The 14,730-nt window shown below is 59.3% G+C and carries 7 protein-coding genes; all 7 read right to left on the bottom strand.

Features of this window, described 5'->3' with window-relative positions; translation table 11 throughout:
- Positions 1 to 43 precede the first annotated feature (43 nt).
- The 7 genes from H8K11_00035 to H8K11_00005 all read right to left on the bottom strand — a co-directional run bounded on the left by H8K11_00035 (position 44) and on the right by H8K11_00005 (position 14,206).
- Positions 44 to 2,776, bottom strand: coding sequence for a PAS domain S-box protein (locus tag H8K11_00035; GenBank protein ID MCS6262119.1), 2,733 nt, complete (start codon positions 2,774 to 2,776; stop codon positions 44 to 46).
- Between the two features lie 242 nt (positions 2,777 to 3,018).
- Entirely contained in the window at positions 3,019 to 5,334 is a 2,316-nt protein-coding gene (locus H8K11_00030) for a GAF domain-containing protein (GenBank protein ID MCS6262118.1), read from the bottom strand.
- Complete coding sequence (locus H8K11_00025; GenBank protein MCS6262117.1) at positions 5,334 to 6,311, bottom strand: ABC transporter substrate-binding protein; 978 nt, start codon at positions 6,309 to 6,311, stop codon at positions 5,334 to 5,336. Before H8K11_00025 ends, H8K11_00030 begins: the two co-directional genes overlap by 1 nt.
- A 48-nt stretch (positions 6,312 to 6,359) precedes the next feature.
- Positions 6,360 to 9,482 carry a PAS domain S-box protein gene (locus H8K11_00020; protein ID MCS6262116.1) on the bottom strand — a complete coding sequence of 1,041 codons (3,123 nt, stop codon included), beginning with the start codon at positions 9,480 to 9,482 and terminating at the stop codon, positions 6,360 to 6,362.
- 68 nt (positions 9,483 to 9,550) lie between these two features.
- Positions 9,551 to 11,569 (bottom strand): TonB-dependent receptor, encoded by a 2,019-nt coding sequence (locus H8K11_00015; protein ID MCS6262115.1) that lies wholly within the window; start codon positions 11,567 to 11,569, stop codon positions 9,551 to 9,553.
- A 43-nt stretch (positions 11,570 to 11,612) separates the two neighbouring features.
- The gene (locus tag H8K11_00010) at positions 11,613 to 13,568 is read right to left on the bottom strand and encodes a TonB-dependent receptor (protein MCS6262114.1); all 1,956 of its coding nucleotides are present in this window, start codon (positions 13,566 to 13,568) and stop codon (positions 11,613 to 11,615) included.
- 356 nt (positions 13,569 to 13,924) lie between these two features.
- Entirely contained in the window at positions 13,925 to 14,206 is a 282-nt protein-coding gene (locus H8K11_00005; protein ID MCS6262113.1) for a hypothetical protein, read from the bottom strand.
- Positions 14,207 to 14,730: the final 524 nt, after the last annotated feature.

Below are 14,730 nucleotides of genomic sequence, written 5' to 3'. Positions count from 1 at the left end.
GCAAAGCCGCAATGGAATCACGACATCATCGTGGCGGTTCCTCTTACTGAACGAGTGCCGGAAACCGTAACCGGAAGGTGGTGCCTCCGCCTTCGGTGCTCTCCACCGTGATGGTTCCGGCATATTTGGTCACGATTTTGTGTACGATGCTGAGTCCGAGCCCCGTCCCTTTGCCGGCGGTCTTGGTGGTGAAGAACGGATCGAAAATCCTCGGCCGGATGGAAGCCGGGATGCCCGGACCGGTATCGGCAACGGTCACCTGAATCCATCTGCCGTCCTGACCGGTCGTTAACGTCAAGCAGCCGATTCCTTCCATGGCCTGGGTAGCGTTGCTGATCAAGTTGACCAGCACCTGATCGATTTCTCCCTTTCGCGCGCGAAGAAATACAGGGGCATCGAACCGGGTGGCGATCTCCACTTGGCCGAAATGAGGCCCTCGTCGGACCATCTTGACCGCTTCGAGCAACCGTTCTGCCACATCGATTTCCGTCTCTCCATCCCTGCCGGCCGCACGGGCATAACCGGCGAAGTCTCGCACGACGGTGGAGACGTGCCGCGCGTAGCCCACAATATCGGCGGCAAACTGTTTTACCGTGTCCGGATCATTCTCCTCCTGGATCAACTCGGCCATGCTGAGGATAGCCTGGGCCGGGTTATTGATTTCGTGCGCCATGCCGGACACCATGGTGCCGAGGCTGGAGAGTTTTTCTGCCTGGATCAGTTCATCCTGGAGTCGTTTGTCGTCGGTGATATCCCACAACAGGATGCCCACTTGATACTGCGGGGATTCCGGGGTCGAGACCGGAAAAAACCGATAGCGATACAGGTGTGCGGCGACTTCGCATTCACGTTCAGAGAGCCCATGAGGCGAGTCTGCCCTGTGCGTGTTCCATTCCACCACCAGTCGTTGAAGCGCGGGCTCGCTGAGGGAAAGACATTCGCACAGCGGACGGTCGATCAGCGATTCGCCGGGAGGCGCAAAATACTGATGGGCCAGCGCATTCGCATACTGAACGTGCCAGTCGCTCCTGCACAGGAGAATGGCGCCGGGCAGACTGGCCAGCAGGCTCTGAGTCATGCGATGCGCCGCCCGTAATGCCTGCGCGGCCTGCGTGCGATCGATGAACTGTCCGATCTTCATGCCCGTGTCGGCGAGGATTTGAATCAGGTGGCTGTCGGAGGACCGCCGCTGCTCGGTATACAACTCAAGCACTCCGTGGATGATGCTGCCGGTCCGGATGGGGACGATGCAGGCCCCGTGAATACCCAGGCGAGAGGCGGTCGGTGCGCGGGTGAATCGGGAATCCGTCAGGACGTCCGGTATCCAGAGCGGGAGTTTTGAGGCCCAGGCGATGCCAGGGAAATCCATCCCCGGCGGAAACTCACTGTTGCGACAGACCGAGAGAAACTCATCCCATCGATGTGAGGGGCGGATCCAGCTTCCCTGACACGTCAGTTGGTCTCCCGTCGGCCCGCATTGCCACAAGAGCGCCATATCCCACGCACCCATGGTGCCTGCGACATGGAGCAGTTGCGGGATGACTTCTTCGACGGTGCCGGCTTGCGCGAGGATGTGGCTGACGGAGAGTTGTGCCTGCTGCAGAGTTTCTTGCTGTTTGCGAGCGCTGATGTCCTGAAACACCACGACGGCGCCGACCGGCCGGTCTCGCTCACGGATGGGACTGGTGACGTATTGGACGGGAAACAGCGAGCCGTCCTTTCTGGCGAAGGTCTCATTTTGGATTCGATGGACGGCCCCGTCGTGAAGCGCCGCGCAGAGGCAGAACGGGTCCGGGGCGTGCATCGTATTCCCGTTGGCGATCCGATAGAGGAGCGGTGCCAAGGGTTTGCCGATCAGCTCGGCTGCGCTCCACCCCAGCATCCGCGCCGCGGTTGCGTTGGCGAAGGTGACGCATCCTTGCGGGTCCAGTCCGAAGATGCCTTCCCCGACGCTGTCGAGAATCAGCGCGTTCTGATGGCTCAATCTGACGACGGACTCTTCGGCGCGTTTGCGACGCGCAATATTGCGAATGATGCCGCTGAAGAACATCCCTTCATTCGCGCGCCAGGATGCCAGCGAGAGCTCAATCGGGAATTCGTCGCCGGTTTTGGTCAGACCCACGAGCTCGATGGTGTGTCCGATGATCGTGGCTGTTCCACCCTGGGCGAGGCGTGTGACGCCGGCCGCGTGCCCGGCGCGAAACCGTTCCGGCATCAGGATGGTCAGTGGGCGCCCGAGGGCGTCTTCTTTGGTATACCCGAACATTCGCTCGGCTGCGCCGTTCCACCAGATGATGAGGCCGCTCTGGTCGGCGAGCACCATGGCGTCGGTCGCCGATTCCACCAGCGCCCGAAAGCGTTCTTCGCTGGCCTGCAGCGCCTCCTCCACATGCTCGGCCCGGGCGGTCAACCCTTTCACCGAGACGGCCCGGCGCAGGATGGCCTTGAGCTCTTGGGAGTTATACGGTTTGGTCAGGTACGCGAAGGCTCCTTTGGCCAGAGAGCCGATCGTGTTTTCGGGCGTGACGTTTCCGGTCAGGATGATGACGGGGAGACTCGCGTCCAATTCCATGAGCACTTTCAAGACCGAGAGACCGTTGAGGTCGGGCAATTGGATGTCGAGGAGCGCTGCGTCGTAGCGCGTCTGTTTGGCTTGCTGAAGGGCCTCGGTTCCGGAGGCGGCGCTGTGTACCAGGTATCCCTCGTGACCCAACATGTCCGTGAGCGATTCCCGGATATCCGGATCGTCATCGACAATGAGAACGGGAGGACGCATGGTGCGACTGCTCCGGATTGTGAGTCGTCTTCACGGTGTGCTGTGAGCGCAATACTTATGCCGCCGGTGGGTCGACGGCGCGTGAGACCACAGATCGGGAACCCGTTGATTCTGTGAGGAAGAGTGACGGAGGAAAGGTGTGCGCGCTGTGTGGCATTGCCTGCGATTGTTCAAATAAATGCGGGGTTTATCGGATCGGATACAGCCGAGGGGGCGCTGTCGCACTGCTGGATGGCCGTTGTCTACGGCGCTGATGCGGGTGCGTTGTCGAGCGGCAAGGTGAAGTAGAACTGAGTTCCGACACCGAGCCGGCTTTCTACACACATCTGTCCGCCGTGCAGGGCCACCAGACTCTTCGTGATGAAGAGCCCGAGTTGCGCCCCTTGTGAAGAGGGCATGGCTGATTCAACCTTGGAGAACTCGTTAAAGACATGGGGTAACTCGTCGGGGGCAATTCCACAGCCGGTGTCGGCCACCGTAATCTGGGCGTACCTCGCGTCGCAGAGGCTGCAGCTGACGGAGACATGTCCTGAAGGGGGGGTGAATTTAATGGCGTTGCCGACCAGATTCCAAAGAATTTGCTCCAGCTTGTCGCGATCGGCACGCACGGTGATCGGTTGTTCGCAGGACAGCACGTCGAGGACGATCGATTTTTCGGCGGCGAGCGTCTGAAAGCTTTCCACCACATCCCGGACAAATTCGTCGATGTGCAGCGATTCGGGCTTGATCTCGATCCGGCCGACATCCAGGCGGGACCAGTCCAGCAGTTGATTGATGATTCGCGTGAGTCGATCCACGTTGTGTTTGACCCGCTGGAGGTAGTGCTCCTGTCGTTCTGAGAGTTGACCGGTGAGCCCGTCCAGCATGTTCTCGACAAAACCTTTGATGGAGGTCATCGGCGTGCGCAATTCGTGCGACGCAACCGACACAAATTTGGAGCGCCGTTGGTCGTGCTCCTGCAGGCGCTCGTTCACCGTTTGCAGTTCGTGCGTTCGTTCCTGCACGCGCCGTTCGAGGTGGTCCGTCAGCGTGGCCAGTTCGGTGTAGGCGCGCGCATTGTCCACGGCGACTGCCACATGGCTGGCAATGGTGACCAGAAGATCGAGATCTTCCTGGCTGCAGGGATGGGTGCCCCGGTCGGCTCCCAGGTAACCGAGAATCCGCTGCTGACTTCGAAGCGGCGCGGCGACGAAGGACGAGATTCCCACCTGACGAAGCCAGGGAAGCACTGCAGGGGAGATGCGATCGGCGACCGGCTCAATGCTCGGAACGAACAGGGGCTTGCCATGGATCAGCAGTTCGGCGGCAAACCCGCCGTCTTCGCACACGGGAATCTCAAGTCGTCGAGCGGCTTCTTCCGCTTCCGGGGGCATGCCCAGCATTTGTCCCACCGTCGCGACGCCCCGCTCGCTATCCCATAAAAACAACACCATCCGGGCGAACCCCAAATTTTCACTGAGGAGCTGCAAGACAATAGAGAGGAGCCGGTCAAGGTCGAGCGTGGAGGTGATGGCCGTGCTGGACTGATTCAAGGTGGTCAGTTGCGTGACATGACGCCGGATGGTTTCAAGGTTGGCGGAGATGGCATGGTTGCGCTCTTGAAGGGATTTGGTCATCAAATTGAAGAGTGCCGTCAGTTGGCCGACTTCATCCTGAGTTGTCGGAACGACAAAGGTGGAGAGATCACCCTCGCTGACTTTGCGCGCGCCTGCGGCGAGATGGCGCAAGGGCGTGATGATGCGGCGGGCCAGCAGGTTGGTGCAGAGAATACCGGCCGTGATGATGCCGAGTGTCAGAAGGAGAAAGTTTCGCAGAATCTTCGCCAGTTCTCGTTGCATCGGCACCTCGGTCAAGCCGATTTGGACGACGCCGAATGCCTGAGGAGTGACCGGTGCAATCGCTGCTTTGCGCGTTTCTTCCTCCTGGAGTGCCAGCGCTTCCAGGCGGGATTCCGATCGCTTCATCACCGGGACGGCAAAATCGTAGAACGTCTCTTCGTGAATGCCCGAGGTCGAAATGGGAAGGGTCGAGTCCCTCTCCTGCAGAGGGATCGTATCTGCGCCGCTGAGCCTGAGGCGCGTGATGGTCGGCTCCGTGCCTGAACGCTTGATCACCGCCTCTGCAATGTCGGGCCGGGGATAAAAAGGCCGTTCTGCCGATCGAACGGTCCCGAGCGGGCTGTCGAGTTTGCCTTTGCTCTTGGCGGCGAGGATCTGACCGTCTGTGCCGGTGATGAGCGCATAGACCACCTCGTCGACCCCCATGACACCGTCGATGAACTGCTCCAGGATGACTCGTTCCTCGATGATGATGCCGTATCGCACGTTGTGGGCGAGATTTTTGACCAGAATCGTTCCGAGATCCTGGACTCGTTCGGTCATGGCGATACGTTTGCTGTGAATGAAGTACCAACTCATTCCCGAGCAGGTCAGAATAATGATCAAACTGAAAAATACGACGAACTTGGTCCGGAGACTGACAAATCGTCCCGGGCCGCTCGGGTATAACGAGGGTGACGTGAGGTAGTGGGCGGGGCCTTTCACGGTGAGTCCTTTCATCAATAGAGCTCGTCGGCCTTTTCCTCGAGATCTCTGGGGATCTCGATGTCGAGGAACTTGGCGGTTTTACGATTCAGACTCATTTCGATACGATCCGGGGGTAACGGTTTTGCGGGGAGTGAAACGTGCCCGTCCAGGATCTTGCGGGTGAGTTGCCCGGCTTGCCGTCCGATATCGCCGTAGTTGACCGACAGGCACAGCAGGGCTCCGCTTCGCGCGAACTCGCGCGAAAATCCGACCACCGGCACGCGCTCCTCCAATGCGGTATTCAAGATAAACCGCAGCGATTCATCGGTGAGCACGGTCGAGTCGGGGACGAGCCACAATGCATCGATCGACGGCAGCAAGGTGCGCAGAGCGCCGGGTACATCCCGCTCGCTGTTGAGTTGGATCGGGACAAGGTCTGTCCCGTTGGATTTGAGCAGTCTCCGCGCGTCTTCGATCAGCGTGGCGGTTTTGGATGGATCGTACAAGGTGCCGACGTGTTTGAGCCGAGGCAGCAAAGATTTGATCAGGGTGAGCTGCCGCTCCATGGGAATTTCCATGAGCACGCCCGTCATGTTGGGGGCGTTGAGTCCATACTTGGACGGGTCCAGCACCATGGCGTACACCACTGGAATGTCGACGATTTCGAGTTGTGCCGCCCTCGCCGCTTTCAATCCGACGGCGAACACCAATGCCGGGTCGGCTGCACGGACCTTGCGGGCCAGTTTCCGCCCCTTCTCCAAATCACCTTGTAAGTCATATTCGGCGAGCACGACGTCGTTCGGAAGGGCGGCCTTGAAGCCGCTGATGGCTTGGTTATACGCGGCGATGTCCGACGATTTGAGAATGACCACGTCCGTGGCCGAGGCCAGCCCGGTATTGACGAGGAAGCAGATGAGGGCGGTGACGATCCCACTCAGGCTTTGCCGAAACCGATCGGCATGCCTGATGGTGAACGGTGATTGTACGAATGGGAAGGTTACAGTCTGCATCCTCGTCGATCCAGCCGGCCCCGTGAGCGATTGCCGAGTGCCCCCTGTCTACGTGTCGGTGTATCCCTTTGTCGCGTGAACGATACCGAGAACGCGTGTGGCGACCCCATCGGTGTTGCGATGAATACGGCCGGTCCAGGCCAGCCAATGGATGGAGTGATCGGCCCACACGACGCGATGTCGGATGTTGAGTGTGGACTGGTCGCGCAAACTGTGTTCGATCTGCATCAGGACCGGGCCGCGATCGAGCGCATAAATCAGGCCGATATACGCGGCATAGGTGCCGGGGAAAGACCCTGGGTTCAGACCGAACAGAGCCTCGACGTCGGGTGACCAGTAGAGGCGATCGGACTGCAGATCCCAATCCCAGATGCCGACTTCCGATTCAGTCAAGGCCGTGCGCAACCGCTCCTCGCTGAGGCGCAGGTGCGCTTCCGCCTGCTTGCGCTCCGTGATGCATTGCAGCGAGCCGGCCATGCGGAGCGCATACCCGTGCGCGTCCCGCTCCAGCACTTCGGCCCGGGCGTGAAACCAGCAATACTCGCCCTGCTTGGTCAGTAACCGGTAATCGACGTCGTAGTGAGACTTGCCTTGTTCGAGGCAGGCCGCCAGTCGATCGAAGACGATCTCGCGATCATCCGGGTGCAGCCGGGAGGCCCAGCTGTCGAGGATATCGGGAAACTCCTGCTCGTTGTACCCCAGCATCTCCCGCACGCGCGGCGACCACCAGACCGGAGTCATCGGTGAGTGCCAGGGCTGGTCGGGAAGCACATGGCCGTCCCAGAATCCGTCGTTCGATCCCCGGATGACCGATTCGAGCCGCTCCTCGCTTGCTCGAAGCGAATCCTGGACCCGTCTGTAATCTGTGATATCTCGAGAGATCGCTAAGAGACGTCGTGAATACCCCCGCGTGTCGAGCATGGGAGTGACCTGCACGTCCCACCACTTCGGGACTCCGTCGGTGGTGGGGCAGAAGCCGACAAATTTGCCGATCTCGCCGGCCTTCGCGGCTTCGAGCGCAGCCAGAGCGGCATTCCGATCGTCTCCCTCCCACAGGTCCGCCCAGGGTTTGTTCAGGTAGCCGGTGAGGTCGCCGATGTGTAACAGTGTTTTCCCTGCGTCATTCATGTATTGCAGCCGACCTTCCAGATCCAGCACTTTGATGCAGTCTGCACTGCTGCGTAGGATTTGGTTCTTGAACTCTTCGCTGTCGTGGAGGGCGATCTCGGCCTCCTTCATGGCGGTGATGTCTTCGCACACGATCAGTACCACCGGCGTCTGTCGGTCATTGAGCACGGCCTGAGCGGTTTCTCGCACCCAGATGACGCTGCCGTCCTTCCGAACCTTGCGAAACTCCCAACCTCTGGGCCGGCCCATTTCTGAGAGGCAGGCGGCAAGGTTCGTGCGCACGTCGTCCTGATCGCTCGGGTGGAAGATATTCAGTACGGGTAATCCGAGCAGTTCCTGGACGTCGTACCCGAGGCGCTCGGCCCCGAAGCGATTGACCGACAGGACGGTGCCTGCCGCATCGACCATGAAATACATGGACGGGTTGTCGTCGAACAGGACCCGATACCGGCGTTCGCTTTCGATCAATGCCGATTCAACCCGTTTGCGCTCCGTTACGTCCTCCGCGAAACCCGCAATGCGGTAGACCGTCCCGGATGCGTCGCGAATCGGGAATGCGCGATCCCAGATCCATCGCATCGATCCATCTGGGCGGAGAATGCGATATTCCTCATTGTACGATCCGGAAATTTGCCGGCGCATGGCCGCGTCCCGGACCCGTAACCGGTCGTCGGGATGGATAGCGTCCATCCATGAGCCCGGCATCGCATAGAGACTTTCGCAGGATCGCCCCCACACTTCTTCATACCCCGGGCTGATATAGAGCACCCGGCTCTTGGCCGGGTCGGTGATCCAGAACACTTCCCGGATGTGTTCCGCCAGCTGACGGAATCGCTCCTGGCTTTCTTCGACGGCCCGTTCGGCTTCCAGGCGTTCGGTGATGTCGCGGAAGACGACCACGGCCCCTGCGACCGCGCCTTTCTCAATGATCGGGGTGCTCACATATTCCACCGGGAGACCGGTGCCGTCTTTCCTCCAGAAGACATCGCGCGACACTCGATGGACCACGCCGTCGTGAAGGGCCGCGTAGATGGGACATTCATCGGCCGGGTAGGCGCTGCCGTCGAGTCGCGAGTGGTGGAGCCGTGTATGCATCGGTTGCTCGACGAGTTCGGATGGGTCATATCCGAGCAATTGAGCGGCGGTCGGATTCACGAAGGTGGTCACACCGTCACGATCCAGTCCGTAGATGCCTTCCCCTGCTTGCGTGAGGATGACCTCGTGCAGACGGCGGAGGCGGTCGAGAATTTCCTCCGCCCGGCGACGCTGGGTGATGTCGCGAATGATGCCGCTGAAGAACACCGAGACATCGGTGCTCCACATGGCCAACGACAGCTCGATCGGGAACTCGCTGCCGTCCTTGCGTAGTCCCTCCAGTTCGACCAGGCGACCGATGAGTCGGGACTGGCCGGTCTCCTTCACGCGGGCGAGCCCTCGCTCATGAGCGGCGCGATACCGTTGCGGCATCAATATGGTCAGGGGGTGCCCCCGGACTTCCTCATCCGCATATCCGAACAGCCGGGAGGCGGCCTGATTCCAGGAGAGGATATGACCGTTGTGGTCCGCCAGCACGATGGAGTCGGTGGCGGCCTCGACCAGGGATCGAAATCGTGCTTCGCTTTCGCTCAGCGCATGTTCGGCGTGCTCGGCCTTGGCGGCGAGGGCCTGGATGCCGATGGCCCGGCGCAGGACGGCCCGCAGTTCGTCCCGGTTATAGGGTTTGGTGAGGTACGCGAATGCGCCCTGTGTCAGTGAACCGACGGTACGGTCGGCGCTCGTGTAGGCCGTGAGGATGATGACCGGAAGCTGCGGCTGTTGTTCTTGCAATGTCCGGAGAACCGAGGAGCCGTCTCCGTCCGGAAGGCCCAGGTCCAATAGGACGGCATTGTAGTGATGGTCGTGTGTCTGCGTAAGCGCCTCCGCGCAGGTGCCGGCGACGCTCACGTCGTAGCCGTCGTGGTCGAGTAAGTCCTGTAGCCCGAGAGCGATATCTGGATCGTCGTCCACGACGAGGATCGAATGACCGGGTGTAGTGGCTGTCATAGCGGCCTCGCTGTCACTCCGGAGTTCTCATGGCCTGAAACCTTGCTCCGAGCATGCCGATGATTCCGTCAAAATCTCACAGTGACCCATCCCATCACCCGTCTGCCGATGAGGTCGCCCAACGGATGTTCTTTGTGTTCGTCGTTCAAGGCATTGAAGACGGAGACAGCGACTTCCGCGTCGCGCATGTACCCCGCGGCGGCCTTTTGTTGCCAGAATCGATACCCGGCGCGAAGATTGAGCAGGTTGTAACTGTCGACGACAGACGTCGGTGGCAGAAATCCTCCGATGGGTGCCAGCGAGGAGAAGGCGGCTCCGATCGGGTAGGAAGCGGATCCCACGTGATGAAACGTAGTTTCTGCGTTGAGCCCATTTTCCCATTCCATCCGGATACCGAGGTTGAATTTTGAGCGAGGTGCGCCGCGCGTAGTGGTTCCCGAAAAGGTTTGGCCGATGTGTTCATAGGCATAGTTGGCGAAGCCCGACAACCATCGAGTAGCCAAATACTCGATCCCCACCTCGCCACCATAAATGTCGGCCACTCCTCCGTTGGCGGCACGTACCGGATCTGACGGGGACGGGCCGGCGGAGAGGAAACTGATCAGATTCGAGATGTGGTTGAAGAACAGGTCAGCTCTGGCCCTGAGCCGATGCCGAAGAAACCAACCCTGGTAGCTGATATCGTACGAGACGATCTGTTCAGGATTCAGAGTGGTGGATCCCAGCGACGGCGAGGTGACGGTTGCAGGTCCCAGTGGTGGTGGAATGGTGACGGCGTTGACCAAGTCGAGATAGGTTTCGAGGAGCGTTGGAGGTCGATAGGCAATGGATAGGCCGGCACGGATGGTATGGTTGGGAACCGGCCGGTAGACGACGGCAAAGCGTGGGCTCAGTTGCGCATGGATGAAGCTGTCCAAGTCGAGGCGGGTCCCGGCCGTCAGGCTAAGACTGTCGGTAAGACGCCAATCGTCGTTGAGATATAGCCCCAGCCTGTTCTGGTGCTGACCGTTGGCGATAAAATCGCTAGAAACGGTATTCTGGCGATAATTGATGCCGTAGGTGAGATGATTCCTTTCGGCCAGTTGGAGTGTGTGCTGTGCTTCGATGTTGTACGTGTTCGTCGTCGTTGTGAACAGCGATGAGTTGTTTCGATTTGTAATCCGAAGTAGGTTGGCAAGCTGCGGGTCGAGATGAACGAAGCTATCAGTATTGTTCCCCTGCCACCACGCACGCACAAAGCCAGTGGGGCGTTCGTAAGCAACATTCGCATAGCCTTGTGTGGGTCTTGTGGAACTGATTCCCACATCGCCCAAATCACCGTCGTAACGGTTGCTGTCGACAAGGCCTCCTGAGAACAGCAATTTGGCGTCTCCTCCCAATGCATACTCGGTGTGGGCGTTCACCTTATTGTTGCGGAAGGCCAGGCTGTCCCGACTGCGCCATTGCTGGTTCTGATCGTGTCCTACAGAGAGCCGGTACCCTACTTTGCCGGATGATCCGGCGTGAACTGCGGCACTGGAGATCGTGCCCACCTCGCCTCCACCAAACTGGAGGGTCGTGCCTTTCATCTCCTCCGGTGACTTGGTGATGATGTTGATGACACCGTCGAACGCGTTGAATCCATAAATCGCGGAGGCAGGCCCTTTCAGCACCTCGATCCGTTTGATTTCTGGGAGGGTGACCGGGAGATTCTTCCAAAACACATTGCCCTGCGCGTCGAGATAGATCGATCGCCCGTCTACCATCACCAACAGTTTATTGGCCCGGAATTGATTGTCGCCACGGACGCTAACATTGAAATCAGCCCCAGTGGTTTGCATGACCTCGAGTCCCGGGACGCGCCGCAAGATGGTTGGGATGTCGGTGGCCCCGGAATGGCGAATGTCTTCGTCCGTGATCACATAGACATTCGACGGCGCCTGTGAGATCGGTTGCTCATAACGCGACGCAATGCTCACGGTTTCTTCTTCCTTCAGCAATTCGAGTTCCTCACTCATCGGGATCGGGGAAGTATCGGGCCGTTCGGACGCTGGCAACTCATCCCATGCGACACTGCTCAAGCCGATTGTTAGGATGGCTACCAGCATCGGATGCCACGATCGTCGAAGCGCATCCTGCATCACATCACCCTCAGAACCTTAATGTGACCCATCCCATCACGCGGCTTCCGAGCGTATCGCCCAAAGGATGTTCCTTGTGTTTGTCGTTGAGCGCGTTGTAGACGGCCACGGCCACCTCGGCCTTGTCGTGCCAGAATCGGTATCCGCCCCGCAGATTCAGCAACGTGTAACTATCGACCGTCGGACTGGTCGATACGGGCAGCACCGGGGCGAGCGCGCTGAAAAATTCGATCAACGGATAGGTGGCGCTGGCCACGTAATGGACGGCGATTTCCCCGTTGAGGCCGTTGTCCCAGTCACCGCGCAGGCCCACGTTCGCTTTCCAGTCCGGGCCGCCGCGCCGTGAGACGCCGGTGAAGGTTTGTCCGATTTTCTGGTAGGACACATTCGCAAAGCCGCTGAGCCAGCGAGTGGCGAGGAACTCCAAGCCTGCTTCGGTTCCGTAGATATCCGCCTCGCCGCCGTTGACGAGCGTGCGCGCGGTGCCGACGGTTTGGAAGTTGATCAAGTCGGAGAGGTGATTGAAGAAGAGGTCGAGCCTGGTCCGGAGCCGATGTTTCAGCCACCAGCCCTGGTATCCGGCTTCGTAGGAAATGGTTTGCTCAGGATTGAGTGTCTGTGAGCCAAGCAGCGGGATGGGTGCGAACAGCGGTGGAACGGTCGGCAGGATTCGAAGGTCAAGATTCGATTCGAACAGGGTCGGGGGGCGATAGGCGACAGATCCGCTGACGCGAAACGTATGCTCCGGCGTCAGGTTGTAGACGAGGGCGACACGCGGACTCCAGGTACCGTTGATTCTGGTGTGCAGGTCGTAGCGGACCCCCGCCACGAGGGTGAGCGAGGGACGTATCGTCCACTCGTCCTGGAGATGAACCCCGAGACGATCTTCTCGTCCTAATTCTGAGACGGCGCTGCCGTCGACCGTGTTGTAACGATAATTGACGCCATAACTCAGCCGGTTGGACGAGCCGAATTCGAGGCTGTGTTGTGCCTCGATGTTATAGGTGTTCGTGGTGAAAGACACATTGGGCCCGCCCGTGGCGTTCGTCTGCCGGACAAATTGCGAGAGGAGCGGATGTGTGGCGGAGTCGACGGGGATGTCGTTGCCCTGCCACCAGCCGCGCACGGAGAAATTGCGGTACTGGTAATGCACGTCCGTATACCCTTGATTGAATTGGGAACGAGGAATCTGGACGTTTGAAACGGGACCGTCGAAGCGATTGGTATCGATGAACCCTCCGGCCACGCGCAAGGTGGCGTCGCCGGAGAAGTTGTACTGTGTCTGCACGTTGAATTTGTTCGACCGGAAGGCGAGGGCGTCGTTGTTGCGCCATTGTTGATTCTGGTCGTGGCCGATGGAGAGACGGTAGTCAAGTTTCCCTGCCGATCCGGCCTGGACGGCGGCACTGGAGATGGTGCCGAGCTCCCCGCCGCCGAATTGCAACGTCGTGCCCTTCATGTCCTGCGCAGACTTCGTGATGATGTTGATCACTCCGTCGAAGGCATTGAAGCCGTAGACGACAGAGGCGGGCCCTTTCAGCACCTCGATGCGTTTAATCTCCGGGAGGGTGACCGGAAGCGATTTCCAGAACACCAGGCCTTGGCCGTCGATGTAGATCGAGCGACCGTCCACCATCACGAGAATTTTGTTGGCGAAGAGTTGATTGTCGCCGCGTGCGCTGACATTGAAGTCCGCCCCGGTGACTTGCATGACATCCAGCCCGGGTACGCGGCGAAGAATGGTGGGAATGTCGGTCGCGCCCGAGTGCCGGATGTCCTCGTCGGTGATGACGTAGACGTTGGAGGGTGCTTGTGAGATGGGTTGCTCATGGCGAGTGGCGATGCTGACGGTTTCTTCCTCTTTGAGCAGTTCGAGCTCTTCGCTGACCGGTGCCGCTGCTGTTTGAGTCGTCGCGGGAGGCGATGCGTCCTGAGCCTGAGCGCCGATGGCACCGCAGCAGATCAAGAGTCCTCCACAGAGGGGAAGGGCAGAGTGTCGCAATCGTTTGCTGATCGGTCCTGTCGCCACGGGGCGTCGCGTGGCCGGCGGAGAGGAGGATGGGGAGTGGTAGACGGTGCCGGGAGGGTGCATCAGAAGGCGCATGGCATACCGTGGATCCCGGCCCGGCGGTGTCGGGCATGGTTGGACAGAAGACAAACACGAGGGCTATGTGGTTAGAGGTACTCTCTCGCAAAATGCATGCTTATGGGATTCTCGGTATGCGGAAAGCAGACGCGTGAATTATGGGGGGATTCACGCGATTTCGGCTGTCTTCGCAAGGAGCGAGGTCGAGAGAGGAGCTCTAGGATCGAAGCACGTATCTAGTTGGATACAGTCTGTATGTCTTCAGATACAGGCGCCCGATTGGTTTTATTTGCGCGTGGACGACCTGGCTTCAAATCTTGAAGCCGTGGCGAAAAAGGGCGGCCGTTTTGCGACTCCAGATTATTGAGGAGATCTTCAATCGCTGATGAAATCAGACCGGCCATAGTGGTGCCCGACGTCCAATAGGCGGCGTCGCGCATACGTTCCAAGAGCTCGGTCGGCAGGCTGACGGTCATACGTTGGCGTTTCTGGGATCGCAGATAGATAAATCGATTCATGGTGCCACTCCTTTGCACGAGACCACTGATGGTGAGCGCCTACCTCGCTTGCGTCATATCGATGCGCGAGTCCGTTGCGCAGGGATATGGTCAGTGTCATGAAGTTCACCGCTGCGGCGGATGGGTTTCAGGCTGCTGCGGGGCGGTGTCTTTCCATACGGCAACAATCAAGAGAGCTAGCATGCCACTGACTCCGATCAGGAGACCACCCATGACGAGTTCCATGTCAGGCTCCTTTCTGTACTGAATGGGTCTTCCCGGTTACCTCAGGGATGGAAAAGTCCCTGTACACTCCTGGGAATAGCAACAGCCGTGCCGTACGTGCCTGAGAAAAAAGTGTTCGCCGATTCTCCCAGACCTTTTGAGAAATTCTGCATTAGGAGAGCGATCTGACAAGAACCGTTGCCTTTATTCGGGGACGCATCGCGAACAGTGCCTGTATCGGATCTCATTCACCGCGTATCAGATTGGATAACGTACTATATGCGGAAAGCAAGCACGCCGTGCGGACAGATCTCCTCTGT

The sequence above is a fragment of the Nitrospira sp. genome (assembly GCA_024998565.1).
Classification (GTDB): Bacteria; Nitrospirota; Nitrospiria; order Nitrospirales; family Nitrospiraceae; genus Nitrospira_A.
Note: the sequence above shows the minus strand (reverse complement) of the source record. Positions and strands in the feature narration are given on the sequence as shown.